The following is a 17175-nucleotide window of genomic DNA, read 5'->3' on the forward strand; positions in this document are numbered from 1 at the left end:
CAGTAGCTTTCAGTCTGACGTTGTTTTATTTCAAACTGGCGATCGTTAATTTCTATCGTGCCTTGTTTTTTCAGTATTGCGGCACGGGCCACGGGCGGCAGACAATTAATATGGAATTCAAATGCCTTAGAGCCTTCACGCTTACGGACCATTTCTGTTGTTGCATTTTTCTTTAAGCGGTTAGAAATGTTAAAAGGGGCTGTTGGTAAATTCGGTAGCCCGACACACTCTTGCGCTGTAACCCAAATATCCATCAGCTTCATACTCCCTGACATTATGAATTTTGATAACGACTCGGCCAGATAACAGCCGGATCAACACCGATTGCCTGAGCAATCAATCTTTCCCCCTTGGGCCAAGGGCGAACTAGCGCATTACGCAAAGTATCTTTTGCCAGCCCTGCGGCAACAGACAACGCGCGTAAATTTGTACCGCGTTTTTCCAATGCTGCGCGAATATCTGCGCGATGCCAATCTGCTTGCTTGCTTGTCTGCATTGTGAAATCCTTATAAGTTTATCGGCGTGGATAATCACTACTGATTATCTGTGTGAGTATGAATATAGCGTATAAAAACACGCTTGTAAACATCCCGGCGTGTTTTTATACGCGGTGGTTTATTTTCAACAAACCTTTTGTTTAGCCTGTAATGGTGGGATTTATGACTGAAAAATATAATGAAGGAATAAAAAACACAGATCATGTTTTTCTTGAGAGTGTAATAACACGCTTTGGGGAGAGGTTATCCACCCTCATTAATGGAGAACCATACAAGTCATTTGCAAAAAAGTGCAATATGTCTGACAAAGCGATAAGGGACTATGTGAGTGGAAAAACATACCCAGCTTTAGATAAGATTGCTCATATAGCAAAAGTCACGGGATGCTCATTTGAATGGTTAGTGACAGGCCACGATATCAATGAACAAACAATTACTGAAACCCAAGAAATACGCACGGCTGTTACACCAGAGCAACAACAATCATGGCTATCCATATTAGGCAGAATGACCCCATCAGAAAGAGAATCGGTTATTGACAGGGTTTTCAGGCAAGGCATTAGCACACTACTAGTACCTCCCCAGGCAAGTACTCAACAACAAGAGTCGCAGTTCCCCTGGCCGGAAGACCTGCCTGCCAAACTAGGGGTATCTAACCACTCATTGGCGTTTGCTCAACTGTATGCATCTTTAACTGATGAACAACGACAGAGATTTTTGGAGTCTATCAATGACAAAGAACACGTCCCGGCAAACCACAACAAGATGAGCAGCAAAGCAGGTTAACATGGGCTAAAGTAGCCTATGTTTTAAAACGTATTTAAAGATGTTTTAAATGGCTGATAGGGCGTATCCTGGTTTTATTAAAATAAGTGGCGCAAAAGCAACAATCACAAAAATTTTCTCATTTTAGTTAGTCTGCCCGTCAGGGCAGGAATAAACTTATCACACTCACTCAACACCGCACCAGCTCTGAATTTACACCCGTGAATTCCCGTTTATTTTGACCAATTCCCTATTCTTTTTGTTTCTCATTACTTGTGGTTCAATACAACCTGGTAATGGGGACTTAAAACGCTGGCAGAGGAAAGAATGGCCATCGGCTATAAATTTCTCCACTGGTGACGGTCGATATAATGCTCCGGATGATACTTTTGGTGTTTGCTACATGGCAGACAAGGCCGTTTCAGCGCTTGCTGAAAGTTTTGGGCGCCTGGTACATAAAGATGGGCGGAAATTCGTTGAGGAGTCTGTTATTGAAAACTCACGAATGTGTCTGATTCGCCCACTCCGGCTACTCGTTTTTGTCGATGTGGGGAAACTTCTGGGAATGCTGCACATTACGTTAGACGTCTCAGTCGGAGATGACTACACGGTGACACAGAGAGTAATTGCGTGCCTCTACAAGCTCGCCAGAGATAAGTTTGACGGTGTTTGTTACTTATCGAGGCATTTTCCTTCCACTGATTTCTGCTATGCAGTCTGGGAATCGGATGAAGAAAAGTTTGAAGATGTAGGAATGAAGAATCTCGCGGAATACCACGATTCAGAATACATGCCATCGAACTGGAAATACTCCAGCATCACGGCTGAAGAACTGCTCGAAGACGTGCTTCGATTCAAGGTTGTCTCGCTTTAAGTTTGTACTAGGCGTGTCCTTTTCGAAAGGACACGCTTTTAACTGGCGATTTGTTCGCCCATCTGTTTCGCTGCACGAAGCATTTTTGAAACATCATCAATGCTGCTATCTTCTTTCATGATCTCGATAGGGGTTTTCCCTTTACCGTTCTTGTCGCTCAAGGGGGTAGTCAAAAACGATATTCTGGAAATAGGCCCGATATCATTGCTCATTGCTTTCATGACGTCTTCAAAGTGAGGTAACAGTCCCCCCTCTTTGAATTGAAAGAGTGGGAAGACATGATCACTATTCTTCTTGAAAGCGAGCAGCTTATTTCCCTTCACTCGCAAATTAACGGCCTGACGTGTGATACCGAGAATATCAGCAACATCCACTGCTTTAATCACGCCGCCCATGCGCTCAATTTCCTTATAAAAATTGGACAGGTTCTCAGCGCGACGCTTTAGTTTGCGGAGTTCGCGATCGGGAGTCCTGGCACTCTTTTCAAGTACGGTTGAGTACAGCAGCCCAAAAAGTTCGCTATCCGGAAGAACAAGAGCATTGCTGGCCTTCGCCTTTTCAGCAAACTCAGGCATCAATGAGCCGAATATTATGTCAAAGCGTTTTTGCAGTAACACCTGTAGCTCATTCAAATTACGTTGTTTGGTTGTGGTGTTCATAAAACCTCCTATTTCTTGACCATTATTTTATTATTTCACCTAGAATTGGTCAAGTAACATGGTGCAAATCAAAGGTGATTTGCAATCAGATAAAGCTATCAACTTTTACATATGGGCGGATAGAGATCGTGCGAATAAAGAGATTGCGCCACGGATGGCGCATATAGATGTTTAGCTTGATATTATACTATTTTGTCATACAATCTTTGTATGATATTTATACTACGGTGAAAAAGGCATATTATGCGGAAGACAACATATAGCGTTGCAAAGGGAAATCTTGCTTCGATAATGGATCAAGTTGTTCAGGATTGTACACCAATATTGATTACCAGACAAAACGGTGGTGATTGCGTCATTATTTCAAATGCAGAATATGCAAGCCTTGAAGAAACTGCTTATTTACTACGTTCATCCGCTACCATTCACCGATGAAGAGAAAAAATACACCAACGCCACATGACGCTGTTTTTAAACAGTTTTTAAGTCATATTGATACTGCCAGAGACTTTTTGGAGATACATTTGCCTGCGACATTACGGGCAGTTTGTGATCTGGATACACTGCGGTTGGAATCAGGGTCGTTTATTGAAGACAATCTGCGGGCGCATTATTCCGACATTTTGTATTCATTGAAAACGGCGCAGGGTGACGGTTATGTGTATTGTGTGATTGAGCACCAAAGTTCCCCGGACAAAATGATAGCATTTCGATTAATGCGTTACGGTATTTCAGCCATGCAAAGGCATCTGGAGCAGGGACATGAAAAATTGCCGCTGGTCATTCCGGTGTTGTTCTATCACGGTAAAATACAGCCGTATCCCTGGAGTACCAATTGGCTCGACTGTTTCGATGATCCGGCCTTGGCGGAGGAAATCTATTCCAATAAATTCCCGCTGGTAGATGTGACGGTAATCCCGGATGATGAAATCTTGACGCACAAACGGGTCGCGCTACTGGAAATGGTGCAAAAGCATATCCGGCAGCGAGATATGGCAGAGCTGCTGCAAGAGTTGGTTATACTGCTGACGTATGATTACTATACGGATGAACAGCTAAAAAGCGTGTTAAACTACTTATTACAGGTGGGAGATACCGCCGATCCAGAGGGTTTTATTCGGCGACTGGCAGAACAGTCCCCGAGGTATGAGGAGGTACTGATGACAATAGCACAAAGATTGGAACATAAAGCACGTCAAGAAGGGCGTCAGGAAGGACGTCAAGAAGGACGTCAAGAAGCAACGTTAAAAATTGCTCATGCATTGCTGAACAGCGGAATCGATCGTGAAACAGTGATGAAAACCACCGGTCTGAGCCAGAGTGAGCTTGAATAAATGTCCGACAAAATTACTGTATTTCTTCCAAATACTACTATTTATTTTACGGTAGTCATATGAGTAGGAAAAAAAGCGCCACGGAGGGCGCAATTATTATTCGAAACCAAGTATTTTTAGTTTATGTCAGAGGCCAATTCAAGAACACCACGCTATCATTGTAATGACTATTGGTACCGTTTTCAGCGCTGATAATAGCTGTTCCCGGGTTTCCATCAAATATATTATCGAGATAACGAAGCTTGCATGGTTTGCCATCCCCTTCAATCTCAATACAGATTTTGCCTGTACCTGATGTGTAGGCTTTAGTCGCCATGAGATTATTTTGTCCTTTACTGGTACTGGTTAATGTATCTACCAGAAGATCGTCAATATATACTTTTACAGTTTGCGGAATATTTGTATTAGTGTAGGCTATCAAGCCGAATCGAATACTGTGAGGTAACTGGAAGCAATATTTACCCGTATCATTAGTACCACATGTTCCATTACAGACTTTACTATTGCCTCCACTACTGTCTCGGTGACTGCCTAATAAATCAGTATCGACCGATACTGCCGCTTGAATATTTTTGAAGGTTAACCCTCTCCAACCCTCATTATCGCTGGAGATGATGATTGGCCCGGCATCAAGTGCATTCAATTTTTGGTCGAACCGAATAAAAGAATCATTTTTGAAAAAATAAATAAAATTTCCATCAATAGTTGGCCATAAAATAGCAGCATCAAGGTTGGTACTAAATTTTTCATATTCCTCTGTCATTCCCCACCGTTCTGAAATAGTATTCGTCTTAATTGTGTGTGAATCGATGGTGTAATCTACACAATATTTTCCTTTGAAAAAAATATAAAAAACCATTTAAATTAATAATATCGTCAATATATCTTTGGAACTCGGCAAGTAGGTTGGGCCAATCTTTACTGATGGGTTGGGGGTAGCCAATGTATATATTTAAACATTGATTATTAAATTTAATGTTTTCTTCATTTAGGAAGAAATAACTTGATATATTCATTGCTATGTATCCTTTGTAGCTAGAAAATAAGAGGTAATTTAAATCTTTTTAGTGCAACGGAATTAAAGTTTCATAATAAAAGCCAGTAAATAATAAGGCGGAATGATATCAACACTATGATTATGGGAAGGGGATGATGCCGTTGCTGGATGATTATGTCCTTGCCCTCCTCCTGTGTTTGATGTATTGGCATAGCAATTAAGTCCGGATGAAGGTTTCATCCATATTGAGCTATCTGGTATATCATTTATTTGGCATTCGGTTTGGGTAGCACTAACAGCATCATATTTATTTCCAAAGCAAGAATAATAAGGCATACCTCCAATATGTTTATGACTGGGTATTTGTGATTCTGTTAATATTGTATTTTCCACAGTAACATTTACCGAAACCACAGTTAATGTTGTATCTATGGAAAAGTTTTTTCCATTCCCTCTCCCACTGGCTTTATTACTGCTTTTCCCTGTCTCAGAAATAGTTTCACCACACATGACAAAACGACTTCTTAAATCTGGGGTTCCATTATTGCCATCACAAAAAGCCCAGCCCGTAGGGGCATCTCTACCGGAGAACATCATAATCATTCCTTTTGGCAATACATTATTGGGATCAATACTGATGCCGCTACTGTCTACCTTAATACCATTACCCACTTTAATTTTTACACCTAATCCATCTTTATCTGCTTTTAAGCCGCCGTCAGGGTTAATTTTTATTGCTTGTGTATAGTCATCACCTGGTTTTAGCGCTGAATTTGGCTTATCAGTTTGACAGGGCGTTTTACCAACTTCATGGTGATCCATAGTATTGGTATTCTCTGTATTGGATTCTGAAGTGGACCGGTTATATTTTTTCTCCATCTTTATCACCTTGTATATAATGTTGGGTTGTTTTATTTAACAATGAAATTGATGATTTTTCCTTTGTTTACTATTTGTATTTAAAATATAAAAACGTTTATTGCTTTGTTTTCATTAGTTTTTATTGAAGGATATATCTACCGCAATAACATGATTTATAGATGTTATTATTTATATTTGAAAATTTAATTCAATGGTTATTTAAATAAGTTTACATGAAAAAACAATTATTGGAGGTGGATTTTTAGATTCAACATCAATTGATAACAGGGATTGTTAGTTGATGCTGATTTCTTTGGTTGTTCAATTTTAAGTATGATAAGTCGGTGGTAATGAATAGGGTTATTTTTATTGCTTGGGATAAGTGGATTGGTTTTATTTTCAATGCTGGCCTTTTGCGACACCCTCTTCAGGGTGAGGAGGATGTCAAAGCAGAGTTCTGCTTCATTACGAAGAGCGAAGGTGGATTACAGGTAAGCTCAGTATGAAAAATAGAGCTTACAGTAATCCAATAATCATTTATGGTTTAATAACTTGATCTTCAATATTAAATTTGAATAATGCATCCTCGTTTAAAGTTCTTGGTAGTAGCATTTTAACAATAGGCAAAAACTTACCTGTTGCGTTTTTATAATCACGCTGATCTTTTTGTGCATCAGCTAAACCTGAATTTTCTGAATAAAAAAGGGCTTCAATAGGTAATTTATTAGGCTCATTTTCTTCCCAGATTGAAATTCTGATTTCATTCTGTTTTGGTGGAGTATTAGGAGTACGTGGAAGTTTTTTGATACTTTCTAACATTTGATAGAAAGCTATAGCTGGATTATTCACATCTTGAGTAACATTAAATCCACATTGAAAAATATCTTGAGAGTTTACTTTCCTATAATTTTTTATCCAATCATCGGAATTCATCACATTTTGTTCTTGGCAAGATTTACCTTTACCTTTCGCCTTAGTGATATTTTCACCACAACCTTGATTCGCTCTCTCATTTGTATAGCCATCAATAGGAAATGCACACAATACAGAAAAATCGACTCTATCTTTAGGCGCTATATGTTCAGGGAAAACAATAAATCCATTTCTATATCCATAAGCTAAACGTTTAAACTTAGCGTCTTTCCTTAAATATGAAAAAGAAACGCCACCACTTTTTATAGATGATGGGCTAGGTTGCCAAAATCTATAATCATCTGAATGTTTAGTGCCACGCAATATAACTCCAGAGCAAAGAAAAGCAGGTGATTGAGCATCACCACAATCTTTGACGGTATTATTATATTGTTGGGTCAATATATTAGCAATATCATTTTGTACATCGATTTTATTTTCTGTTTGCGTGAAAGCAAAAGTATTTTCTGAAAAAAAGACAATACTAAGGAGCAAACCTATGGCAGGCTTTTTCATAAAATCCTCACTTAATTTAAAGTGCGTTAATTGAAATTAAATTGTTCCCCATTTACTTCCTAGTAGAGTTTTTCATTGTTTTGCTTATATCACAACTATCAGATTTGATAGTTGTTCTAGTCAATTATTGGACTAATCTTAGTATTAACGTTTTGAAATATTTAACAATACCCAGGTTAAATTATGATTGACTTATATGAATTTTATTCGGATTGTGTTGTTGAGGAGTTTAATGATCTCCATTTTGTTATTAAAACCATTCAATCTATTACTGATATAGAATGGTATTCTCTCTTTTACTCTTCAACTAAAAGTAATATTAAAGAATCAAATTTCATCACCAATAATGATCAATTAGCCTTAAACTATCAGAAAGATAAATATATCAATAACAATCCAATTTTTGAATATTGCATAAAAAACACTATCCCTTTCATATGGGATTGCAATAAACTAGAAAAAAGATCACTTTTTTCCCATGAAATTAAAGATTATGGAATAAATCATGGCATATCTTTTCCTATGCATGGTATTAATCATGAGTTTGGAATTTTAACTTTATCTTTTTATTGCAAAGAAGATGATTATATAAGGACAATAAATAAAAATTTCAATCAATTAATAGCATTAAGAGACATAATACTACACTATTTAATTATTTTAAAAAACAAAAAAAACAACATTAAATTAAGTAAAAGAGAAAAAGAAGTTTGCTCTTGGTATTTAATTGGAAAAACAACATGGGAGATATCACGCATACTTAATTGCTCAGAAGCAAATATTAATTTTCACTTTAAAAAAATTAGAGAAAAATTTAATGTTAACTCTAGAGGTGCAGCCATAATAAAAGCCATTGAAAATGGTCAAATAGAATTATGAAGCCTTGTTTTGCTATCAATTTTGATAGTTGTGATATAAGCAAAACAGTGAAAAACTTCATTAGGAAGTGAATGGAGAACAATTTAATTTCAATTAACGCACTTTAAATTAAGTGAGGATTTTATGAAAAAGCCTGCCATAGGTTTGTTCCTTAGTATTGTCTTTTTTTCAGCAAATACTTTTGCCTTCACGCAAACGGGAAATGAAACCGATGTACAAAATGATATTGCTAATATATTGACCCAACAATATAATAATACCGCTAAAGACTGTGGCGATGCTCAATCACCCGCTTTTCTTTGCTCTGGAGTTTTGATGAGAGGGACTCGGCCTGGATTTAATTTTTGGAAGTTAAATCCATCTTCTATAAAAAATAATGGAGTTTCTTTTTCATATTTAAGAAAAGATGCTAAATTTGGCAATACATTTGCTAGCGTTAATGGTTTTATTCTTTTTCCTGAACAGATGGCCCCTGAGGATAAGGTTAAAGTTCCTGTATTATGCTCCTATGTTATTGATGCGAATACTTGGGGGCGTCAGGGAAATTATTGTGGCGCACCGCCTAAACCTTCAGATGGAAAATCATGCCAAGATTTTGGTGTTTTCACCGCTCATCAATTAAATAAAGCTATTGTAAGAAAATCTGCATGGGGAGTCTGTGCATTTGATGTTAGACCGACGGCTAAAGATCCAGCAGATGCTTTTTATCAAACATTACTTGCAATGCCTTATCATGGTAATGGTTTAAATTATAATGAGATAGTCGTTCAACCTTGGGATGAGAATAAGCCACAAACATTACCTATTGAAGCTCTTTTTTATTCAAACAGTGCAGGTTTAATTAATGCACAAAAAGATCAACGTGATTATAAAGATGCAACAGGTAAATTTTTACCTATTGTTAAAATCGAATTACCTAAAGGTACAAATGTAAAACAGGCAACAGATGCTGTATTTACATTTAACCCTAAAGATCAAGTTGTGAGTCAGTAATATAATATTGTAGTGGCGGATTCAACTAATAAGTGAAATTTTTCAAAAAGATTACCAGTTGTTATAATAACCTGAGCTTTTCTTAAGAAGGGAACTAAAGCGCCTGAGGCACGATAAAAGTTTTTGTTAAAGAAAACAAAATCGTGGAGTTCCTCAGGTGTATTAGCTCAGACCTGATCTATAAAGTGAAAGTGATCGATTGGTTATTCTTTCTTGCCGGTATTATTATTAATGAGATTTCCGATTAAATCTGGCCATTCCCGGTTTTTGTGGATTGGAAACGAATCCGGGATTTCCAGCACCCGGTTTCCAGCTTGCTTTCATTTTTGCGCCAATACTATTATAAAACTGATTCAGTTCATCGATATTATTGGCAATGGTCCATTGCCCTTTACTGACAATAGCAACCGGAAATTCCCCTGGTTCAGCAACGGCTTTAACAATTCCCCCATGTCTCCTTATCTCTTCTTTTTCTTTATCCATCGCAAAAGCAGGATAGCTTACTTGAGGACCATGCCTGATAACATTATGTTCTGTATCTTCAAATGGTCGGTTTGAATCAGATTTAGCAATATATTCGTTAATGCGATCGATGATTTTCTTTTCTTCTGATGAATTGGATGGTACTGAATGTGGTTGTGTTGCGAAGCTAATCATGTCATGCATATCATAATCACCGGTGAAAGGCAGCGCGGCCCAGTTCTTTTTTTCTTTCAAAGGCGCCAGACTTGCTTCGAGATTGTTTAAATCTATGGGATAAATTTTCCCATTGACCTGTTCATCTGATAGACCGTGACCGCTGCTCATATAAATACCTTCGAGACGTCCCGTTTCTTTATTCCAGTGACCGACATAACCTTCAATACCCGCCTCCTGTACTTGCTTTATGACATTTGAAGCTTCATCTTTGGGATAAGCTTTGTTAATTGAACCGGGTTTAATGGTTTTTTCCAGAATATCATGTCCCTTGGCCGCAGCGCCTTTACCCAAGGCTCTGAGTGTTGGTTCGCCCGCTGCCCGAAAACTGACAGCAAAATTACCGAGTCTGGACGCTTTTTCAATTGCCTCCATATGGCCTTCCCAGATAAATTGCCTCTTAACTTCTTGGCGAACGGAGGAGTCATTAGTCAGATTATTTGAAAGTGAAAGGTGTCCATCAGAGGGAATTGATAATGGAGATGTTCTACGGCTATTTTTACTATTCTGTGTGGGTATTCTCTGAGAATTAGAATATTTTGGCATATTTATAAATCCTTGGTCATTAGTTTGATCTATTAATCTGTATAATTTTATCTTTATTAATGATTTTATATTGATATTAAACTGTCGGAATTTTCTTTAGCGATAAGAATACCTGTTCCATTTACTTTAACTACGGTTTTTTGGCTATTTACCCATGTAGAAAGAATATCTTTTATTTTAGGTAAATAGATTGAACGGGTAATGCCCGAGACTTCAAGAATAACACTTTCATTTTCCTGATTATCATTATTATCTGTTGTAGGTTCGGTTATTATATTCACTTTAGCCAAGGAAAGGCGAATATCTTCTGTACCGCCTAAATCGGCACATAATTTATCTGCCAGAGCCTGATTTATTTGTGAATTATCCAGACTGGGTTTTTGAACCACCGAAGTGGATATTTGGCTAATTGGTGTCATATTGTCTTTAATATCTTGCAGTCTCATTGGTACAGTAATGGAATAGAGCAATGAGAGGCGAGGGCGATTACCCAGAGCTTGCCAAAAATTACCTAAGCTATTTAAATTTTCCTGTTGGGGAATAACCCGAGTATAAGCACCGGGAATGCCGGTTAATTGGCGGTTGTTGATTAATGCATTTAAAATTCGCGTCATCACTTGCGCAGCTTGATTATTGGGTTGGCTGTCTGGGTTGGAGCTGTCACTAGAGGGCTTGCTGGCATCCCAGTAGGTGATTAAATAGTTACAATTGATATTGACCCATCCCGGTAATAATGTGTTAGTTATCGGGTTATAACGTCTTGATTCAGCGGATCGTAATTGTAGATCTTCATGTATTTCATAAAGAAATACACTGACTGTCGGTTCTGATTGAATAGAGTTAATTTCAGGTAGATCAAATCGAATATCAATTTTTTGACCGGAAATGTCTAAATATTGAGATAAAATAGTATTTAATGCTTGATTAATCTCGATAATCGCATTGTCAGAAGCAATGATGGTTGTCATGGTTGTTCCTATTCTATTAAATATTTAAAATGCTAATCGGCCAGTTTTATTTAATTCAAGTATCACGGCGCGATCGATATGTTTATTTTCGATTTGTTCACTGTTATCATTTGCTGATAATATTGATGACAATAAAGCAATATTCCTGATATTAGCACCAGTTAAATCAGCCCGTTTAGCCAGAAGGGAAAAATCAATTTCATTGGATAATAGCAATTGTTCCGGCCAAATGACTTGCCACATTTTTTTACGTAACTCTTCATCTGGATAAGTAAAACGGGTAATAAAGGTAAAGCGGCGATTAAACGCGCTATCTAAATGACTGCGATTATTGGTGGCTAAAATCACTAATCCCGGATAATTTTCCAATCGTTGTAATAAGTAAGATACTTCGATATTCGCGTGCCTGTCTTGAGCATCTTTGGTCTCGCTGCGTTTGCCAAATAGGGCATCGGCTTCATCGAAAAACAGCACCCCAGAATCCGCTTCGGCCAGATCGAAAATACGAGAAATATTTTTTTCCGTTTCACCGATATATTTATTCACTACGGTGGAGAGATCAACTTTAATCAGATCAACCCCAAGATAACCCGCAATCACCTCGGCAGCCATTGTTTTGCCGGTACCCGATTCACCGTAAAATAGGGCGCTAATACCGGTACCGTAATTGATTTTTTCCTGAAAACCGGCGCCCAGAATTTGGTCACGGTAATTAATTGCTGAGATAATTTCTTTTAATTGTTGTGCTAATGTGTCTGAAACCACTAAATCGTCAAAACTGCGCTTTGGAGTAATTCGTTGAGCCAGTTTGCCGAAATTCTGTTGGGCGCGAAAACTTAATGCTTGACGCAGATCAGTTTCTTCCAGTTGGCCTTCTGGTTGCCGGATCATTTTATATTGATAAGCTTCTTCAAGAATCAGCGGTAATGTTTCCGCAGTAAAAGAGAAGCGCTGACATAGCCGAGTAATATTAATTTTTTGGGCGATATTTTCCGGTAAGCTTGTTTTTAGTAAAGTTTCTTTATCGGTCAGTGTCGCAATGGGCATATTAATTTGCACCATTGGCAGATGCTTAATCCAGACTAATGCATCTCCCGGTTCTACCAGATAAACCACGCGTAATTTCGGCTGATTTAGCAAAATAGATAAATTGTGGTGTAATATTTTCTTTGCCTCTGTAAGCAAAGAAAAATTGCGAATTAATAAACAGGCGTTATGTAGCCGGGTTTCTCGTATTGCGTCTGCGAGCAGGCCGGATATTATGGTTATGTTTTCTTCATCGGGCAGGAGGGCTAAATCAACAGTTAAGGTATTAATGCCATGAGATGCCATAATATTACTGACTGCTAATTCTCTGGCGCTGCCTTCTTTTCCCCGGAGTATCACCAGTGGTCGTATTTCATCAGTTTTATTCAATAATATCTTTTCCAGTGAATGATAAAGGGGCAGAGGATACCCATTATATGAAACAGGTGTTTGCCAATTAGCACAGGTTATCAAGGGAGATAAAAGTGTTCGTTGTCCCGATAAAAAATGCCAGATCGCGTTGTGGGTTAAAAATTGCGTTTGTAACCAGATAGATTCTTCGTGATTATTGAGTCGTAATAATTGGTTACTGATTAACGGTGCTTGCGGTAGAAAGCTGTTTTGCAGTAATTGCCGATCACTTTGGTGTTGGCTAAATAATTCAATGGCTAAAGTAAAACTGGGCCACTGTTTTTTACTGCTACCATTTAGAACGGCAAATAACGCATGATAACGACTATCGAAATGGGGTAATAAACCTAATAATAAAACATCACGCTCAAATTCAGTCAGTTCAAAACGTTCGACCAATAATGATAATGCATCAAGGGCAGGGTTTGCCTCGATTTCTGGATCGCGAATAGGATTATTTACTTCAATTAACCAATGAGGAACTCCTTGCGGTGATATTAAACATTGCTCGACTTCATCTTCGGTCAGTAGAAAACTTTCCGGTAATGAGTCGTATTGGTCTCCCTTTTGGTAATAATAGTGCTGTAATAGCAGATCAATACGTTCTAAATGGGGATAAATCCAGCGTAATTCAGCTATGCTACAGGGGATATTTGTTAGTAGGTAGTCCATATAAACCTTCTAAATATTTTTCCAGTCAATCTTTAAAGGGCGATCCAGCCAGGGAAGCTTGGCGATATTTAATGGCCACGGCCAATCGGTTAATAACATATCAAACGGCTGATGCTCTACTGTGATGTTGATTTCTTGATCGCTGATCAGTAATTCACCCGGTCGTTGTAAAAACAGTTGGCGAGCGTCATTACGGGTTAATTTTTTCCAGCCGGGAAGTTGGCTAATAATGACATCTAGCCATTGATCTATGATCAACTGTTTTTCTGGTTCAACAGGCGCTAATTCAATAGGTTCGTTAACCATTAATCCGCACAGAACGTTATTCAATATATTTAGTTCTGTCTGTATTTCTTCGTTTCCCCAAATCAAATAGTTGAGGAAATTAATTGCGCTAAATGGGGCTTGACGATGAATAAATTTTTGCTCTTCAAGTAAGCCAAATTGATTAAATAGTGCGGGTAGCATCGGCCATAAAACTAATATCCCAGCATTATTTACCTGATATGGAAGAGTTTGTTTAGGTAATAAAGCGTATTTAGAATGTGTTTTATTGATATTCTGTAGTTGGTTAGCGTTATTTCCTGTAATATGTCGGTTATTCGATATTGGTGATATTCTTTGGTTTTCGGATATTATTTCCTGATTTGTTGAATATTCATATCTATAAACATTTTTAATATCAACGTGAGTAGAGGTTAATTTCTTGCTGGATTTATTTCTATCTGTATGGCCTGAAATAAAATGTTTTGGAGTATATTGATCTTCCTTAACATTGATGTTGTCATGATTGGTAGCAATTGATTTTTTATCGAGTATATCTTTATGCATATGATTTGAAATAAAATACTCAGGTAAATATTGTTCTTCCTGAGTATTAATGTTGTCATGATCAGTAATAATTAGTTTTTCACCTACTCTATCTTTATCTGTATGATTTGAAATAAAATGTTCAAGTAAATATTGCTCTTCCTGAGTATTAATGCTGTCATGATTAGTAATAACTGATTTTTTACCGAGTCTATCTTTATCCTTATAATTTGAAATAGAATGCTCAGGTAAATATTGATTTTCCTGAGGATTAATATTTTTATGATTGGTAATAATTGACTTTTTGCCGAGTATACCTTTATCCGTATAATTTGAAATAAAATACTCAGGTAAATATTGTTCTTCCTGAGTATTAATGTTGTCATGATCAGTAATAATTGATTTTTTACCGAATGTATCTTTATTCGTAGGGTTTGGAATAAAATGCTCAGATAAATATTGATATTCTTTATCGGATAGATATTTTTTACTGAGTTTTGCAATGGTAATAGTTTGCCAGATCTGTTTTAACCAACTATTTAATGGAGTATTGTAAGTGATAATTTGGCGAAATAACGTAATAATAGATGTTGCATTAAGTATACCACTATCTAATTCAGTGGTGATATATAATAGCACTTTGGCATCCAGTTTAGGTATCTCCTGTGTATGATTTATCTGTATATATTGCAATGCATTGAGTATCAGTTGTCCGGGGGAGACAGGCTCCCCCAAATATTGTGATCTGTTTATCCTTACGGATAGTCTGTGGTTAATAGCGCTTAATAAAGTGGATTGCTTAAGCGCTATTAACCGTTGTAGACTTGGTTCAGATAAACAGCTTTTTGCTAAAAACAAAGCCCATTTATCTTCTATTCCAACTAATTGATAAACCAATTGATAAACCAATTGCTGGATATTGATGTCAATATTTTGATGATAAGTTTTAATCTCTATTGAATTGAATGCGGAATTTTTTTGATTTAAGTAATGAATGAAGTCTTCAATATTAATTGAATTATTATCGTATAATAAATAAGGTTTGTTGGTTATTTTTTGCGATTTTGATTGTATTAGGAATGTTTTTTTCTCCTGATTATTCATTTGATATTGGCTTAATGCTTTATTTAGCGCAGTGTTAAGCCGTACAGGGAACAGTGAATTAAAGTTATGTAAACTTATTTCGCCAAGGTCCAGAGTTAATGTTTCTAAATAGATATCCTGATTAATGGGATATTGAGTAAAGAATGTATTAAATAACTTATTGATATCAGCCTGATTAAGCAGGGAGCCATGCAATACTTTTTTAGCCGCCTGTTGATTATTAGCTTCAATAGTAATGGTAATCCGGTTTAATAGATTTGGCTCCGAAATCATATCAATATATCCTTGGTAATTAGAAAATAATAGATAATTTAAAGCTGTATTTATGGAAGGAATTAAATTTTCATAATAAATGCCAGAATATAATAAGGAGGACTCACACTTACTGTATGCTGATGAGCTGTTTCATTAACTGACGTTTGGTGATTGTGTGCTTTTCCGCCACCTATTTCGTTTGTTTTATGTAAGCTATAATCTTCGTTCGAGTCGTGAATAATTTGATTATTTAGATTATATCTATTTAACTGATTAGCCTTTTGGGTAACAAGTCCATACTCTGCTGCTTGTGTTATTTGCATTCTCATCCCTTCGATATGACTATGTGATGGTATTTGATCTATAGTTAATGTTGTATCTTGCACACTAACACTTAGATTAGTTTTATCCGCAGTGGTTTGGGCATTAAATGCTTTATTCTTATTATCTCCAGTAATGCGTTTATCGTTTGTATTACCTGCATCACTTAGTTGCCAAGCGCCTGAAACAAATCTATCGCGTAAATCTGGAGTACCGTTAGTACCATCACAAAATGCCCAACCTTGCGGTACTACAGAGCCAGAAAACATCACGATCATTCCTCTGGGGAGTACTTTGTCAGGATCAATACTGACACCTTTATCATCAACCTTAATACCGTTACCGGCTTTAACACGAAATCTATAGCTTGGAGGATCACATTGCAGTCCATCGCCGAAATAAATACCCACTCCTTTTTCTTCCGTTACCATAATACCAGTAGTAGTATCCGGAGTTACATGTATACCCTTCCAATCAACGTGAATGCCAGAGGCACCCTTAGCATTTAATCCATCACCTTCTTCTACTCCCCAACCAAGTTTTACTGATATCCCTGTAGGTTCGACTTTAATTGTGCTATTTGAGGTTTTTACAGCGACGCCATTACTATCAACGTTAATACCGTTACTTGCTTTAACTTTTACACCGTCTGGACCCAGGCCCAATCCACTTACACCACTCCAACCGTTACCGGAATTACCCCCTACTAATTTTAAATAAAGACCAGAACCGTCAGTGACTGTGATACCACCGCTCGGCCAACATTTAACAGCTAGGCCGCTCGAATCAACAGAAATACCGCCGGTAGGGTTAGTTTTTACTTTCAGCCCAGAACTATTATCCAGTTCCAACGCTGAATTTGGATTGTTAGTTTGATCTGGTGCTTTGCCCACTGCTCGGCGACCGATATCAGCAATATCAATCAGGTCTGAATAATCAGTTTGCAGGGGAATACTGCCCGCTTTAAAACGATTTTTTAATTCATCTGATGAAGGCCCTATTGATTCAGGATTGGCATTTTCTGTATTGGATTGCCCAGTAGATAGATTATATTCTTTTTCCATTTTAGTGACCTTATA

17 protein-coding genes are annotated in these 17175 nt (G+C 37.3%); 6 read left to right on the plus strand and 11 right to left on the minus strand.

Annotated elements, in window-relative coordinates:
* Together BA1DRAFT_RS14620 and BA1DRAFT_RS14625 are read right to left on the minus strand one after the other, a co-directional pair.
* On the minus strand, positions 1-254 hold a 254-nt coding region (locus BA1DRAFT_RS14620), incomplete at its 3' end, for a DNA-binding protein (protein ID WP_036780512.1).
* 20 nt (positions 255-274) lie between these two features.
* A complete protein-coding gene (locus tag BA1DRAFT_RS14625) occupies positions 275-496 on the minus strand; it encodes a helix-turn-helix domain-containing protein (RefSeq protein ID WP_036780514.1) in 222 nt (73 codons plus the stop codon).
* Between the two features lie 163 nt (positions 497-659).
* Here BA1DRAFT_RS14625 and BA1DRAFT_RS21340 point away from each other — a divergent pair, with 163 nt between their 5' ends.
* Both BA1DRAFT_RS21340 and BA1DRAFT_RS14635 read left to right on the plus strand, forming a co-directional pair.
* Positions 660-1283, plus strand: a complete 624-nt coding sequence (locus tag BA1DRAFT_RS21340; protein WP_051560807.1) for a helix-turn-helix domain-containing protein — start codon at positions 660-662, stop codon at positions 1281-1283.
* A gap of 238 nt (positions 1284-1521) precedes the next feature.
* Complete coding sequence (locus BA1DRAFT_RS14635; protein ID WP_235201124.1) at positions 1522-2136, plus strand: RES family NAD+ phosphorylase; 615 nt, start codon at positions 1522-1524, stop codon at positions 2134-2136.
* 38 nt (positions 2137-2174) lie between these two features.
* On the opposite strand, the gene BA1DRAFT_RS14640 is transcribed toward BA1DRAFT_RS14635, so the two are convergent.
* On the minus strand, positions 2175-2795 hold the full coding sequence (locus BA1DRAFT_RS14640; RefSeq protein ID WP_036780516.1) for a hypothetical protein: 621 nt from the start codon (positions 2793-2795) through the stop codon (positions 2175-2177).
* A gap of 243 nt (positions 2796-3038) precedes the next feature.
* Here BA1DRAFT_RS14640 and BA1DRAFT_RS14645 point away from each other — a divergent pair, with 243 nt between their 5' ends.
* Positions 3039-3230 (plus strand): type II toxin-antitoxin system prevent-host-death family antitoxin, encoded by a 192-nt coding sequence (locus tag BA1DRAFT_RS14645; protein ID WP_051560809.1) that lies wholly within the window; start codon positions 3039-3041, stop codon positions 3228-3230.
* Entirely contained in the window at positions 3227-4129 is a 903-nt protein-coding gene (locus BA1DRAFT_RS14650) for an Rpn family recombination-promoting nuclease/putative transposase (RefSeq protein WP_036780518.1), read from the plus strand. The genes BA1DRAFT_RS14645 and BA1DRAFT_RS14650 overlap by 4 nt, the downstream gene beginning before the upstream one ends.
* A 121-nt stretch (positions 4130-4250) precedes the next feature.
* Here the strand turns inward: BA1DRAFT_RS14650 and BA1DRAFT_RS21345 are convergent, their stop codons facing one another.
* From BA1DRAFT_RS21345 to BA1DRAFT_RS14665, 3 genes are all read right to left on the minus strand, one after another.
* Positions 4251-4892, minus strand: coding sequence for a fucose-binding lectin II (locus tag BA1DRAFT_RS21345; RefSeq protein WP_338049299.1), 642 nt, complete (start codon positions 4890-4892; stop codon positions 4251-4253).
* Between the two features lie 315 nt (positions 4893-5207).
* Positions 5208-6005 (minus strand): tail fiber protein, encoded by a 798-nt coding sequence (locus BA1DRAFT_RS14660; protein ID WP_051560810.1) that lies wholly within the window; start codon positions 6003-6005, stop codon positions 5208-5210.
* A 519-nt stretch (positions 6006-6524) separates the two neighbouring features.
* Positions 6525-7415: a hypothetical protein gene (locus BA1DRAFT_RS14665; RefSeq protein WP_036780521.1), complete on the minus strand. Its 891-nt coding sequence runs from the start codon at positions 7413-7415 to the stop codon at positions 6525-6527.
* Positions 7416-7598: 183 nt separating this feature from the next.
* Here BA1DRAFT_RS14665 and BA1DRAFT_RS14670 point away from each other — a divergent pair, with 183 nt between their 5' ends.
* Positions 7599-8294, plus strand: a complete 696-nt coding sequence (locus BA1DRAFT_RS14670) for a helix-turn-helix transcriptional regulator (RefSeq protein WP_036780524.1) — start codon at positions 7599-7601, stop codon at positions 8292-8294.
* 123 nt (positions 8295-8417) lie between these two features.
* Entirely contained in the window at positions 8418-9287 is an 870-nt protein-coding gene (locus BA1DRAFT_RS14675; protein ID WP_036780526.1) for a hypothetical protein, read from the plus strand.
* Between the two features lie 228 nt (positions 9288-9515).
* Here the strand turns inward: BA1DRAFT_RS14675 and BA1DRAFT_RS14680 are convergent, their stop codons facing one another.
* The 5 genes from BA1DRAFT_RS14680 to BA1DRAFT_RS14700 all read right to left on the minus strand — a co-directional run bounded on the left by BA1DRAFT_RS14680 (position 9516) and on the right by BA1DRAFT_RS14700 (position 17160).
* On the minus strand, positions 9516-10529 hold the full coding sequence (locus tag BA1DRAFT_RS14680; RefSeq protein ID WP_036780528.1) for a hypothetical protein: 1014 nt from the start codon (positions 10527-10529) through the stop codon (positions 9516-9518).
* Between the two features lie 65 nt (positions 10530-10594).
* Positions 10595-11497, minus strand: a complete 903-nt coding sequence (locus BA1DRAFT_RS14685; RefSeq protein ID WP_036780529.1) for a Pvc16 family protein — start codon at positions 11495-11497, stop codon at positions 10595-10597.
* A 24-nt stretch (positions 11498-11521) separates the two neighbouring features.
* Complete coding sequence (locus tag BA1DRAFT_RS14690) at positions 11522-13606, minus strand: ATP-binding protein (protein ID WP_036780531.1); 2085 nt, start codon at positions 13604-13606, stop codon at positions 11522-11524.
* A 9-nt stretch (positions 13607-13615) separates the two neighbouring features.
* The gene (locus BA1DRAFT_RS23795) at positions 13616-15793 is read right to left on the minus strand and encodes a contractile injection system tape measure protein (protein ID WP_051560811.1); all 2178 of its coding nucleotides are present in this window, start codon (positions 15791-15793) and stop codon (positions 13616-13618) included.
* Between the two features lie 62 nt (positions 15794-15855).
* Positions 15856-17160 (minus strand): tail fiber protein, encoded by a 1305-nt coding sequence (locus tag BA1DRAFT_RS14700; protein ID WP_036780533.1) that lies wholly within the window; start codon positions 17158-17160, stop codon positions 15856-15858.
* Positions 17161-17175: the final 15 nt, after the last annotated feature.

Origin of the sequence: Photorhabdus aegyptia, assembly GCF_000612035.1 — a bacterium.
Classification (GTDB): Bacteria; Pseudomonadota; Gammaproteobacteria; order Enterobacterales; family Enterobacteriaceae; genus Photorhabdus; species Photorhabdus akhurstii.

Excerpts from the sequence above, each read along its gene's own strand:
- BA1DRAFT_RS23795 (WP_051560811.1), bottom strand. The coding sequence starts at position 15,793 with ATGATTTCGGAGCCAAATCTATTAAACCGGATTACCATTACTATTGAA.
- BA1DRAFT_RS14700 (WP_036780533.1), bottom strand. The coding sequence starts at position 17,160 with ATGGAAAAAGAATATAATCTATCTACTGGGCAATCCAATACAGAAAAT.
- BA1DRAFT_RS14685 (WP_036780529.1), bottom strand. The coding sequence starts at position 11,497 with ATGACAACCATCATTGCTTCTGACAATGCGATTATCGAGATTAATCAA.
- BA1DRAFT_RS14640 (WP_036780516.1), bottom strand. The coding sequence starts at position 2,795 with ATGAACACCACAACCAAACAACGTAATTTGAATGAGCTACAGGTGTTA.
- BA1DRAFT_RS14670 (WP_036780524.1), top strand. The coding sequence starts at position 7,599 with ATGATTGACTTATATGAATTTTATTCGGATTGTGTTGTTGAGGAGTTT.
- BA1DRAFT_RS21345 (WP_338049299.1), bottom strand. The coding sequence starts at position 4,892 with ATGACAGAGGAATATGAAAAATTTAGTACCAACCTTGATGCTGCTATT.
- BA1DRAFT_RS14690 (WP_036780531.1), bottom strand. The coding sequence starts at position 13,606 with ATGGACTACCTACTAACAAATATCCCCTGTAGCATAGCTGAATTACGC.
- BA1DRAFT_RS14665 (WP_036780521.1), bottom strand. The coding sequence starts at position 7,415 with ATGAAAAAGCCTGCCATAGGTTTGCTCCTTAGTATTGTCTTTTTTTCA.
- BA1DRAFT_RS14680 (WP_036780528.1), bottom strand. The coding sequence starts at position 10,529 with ATGCCAAAATATTCTAATTCTCAGAGAATACCCACACAGAATAGTAAA.
- BA1DRAFT_RS14660 (WP_051560810.1), bottom strand. The coding sequence starts at position 6,005 with ATGGAGAAAAAATATAACCGGTCCACTTCAGAATCCAATACAGAGAAT.
- BA1DRAFT_RS21340 (WP_051560807.1), top strand. The coding sequence starts at position 660 with ATGACTGAAAAATATAATGAAGGAATAAAAAACACAGATCATGTTTTT.
- BA1DRAFT_RS14650 (WP_036780518.1), top strand. The coding sequence starts at position 3,227 with ATGAAGAGAAAAAATACACCAACGCCACATGACGCTGTTTTTAAACAG.
- BA1DRAFT_RS14645 (WP_051560809.1), top strand. The coding sequence starts at position 3,039 with ATGCGGAAGACAACATATAGCGTTGCAAAGGGAAATCTTGCTTCGATA.
- BA1DRAFT_RS14675 (WP_036780526.1), top strand. The coding sequence starts at position 8,418 with ATGAAAAAGCCTGCCATAGGTTTGTTCCTTAGTATTGTCTTTTTTTCA.
- BA1DRAFT_RS14625 (WP_036780514.1), bottom strand. The coding sequence starts at position 496 with ATGCAGACAAGCAAGCAAGCAGATTGGCATCGCGCAGATATTCGCGCA.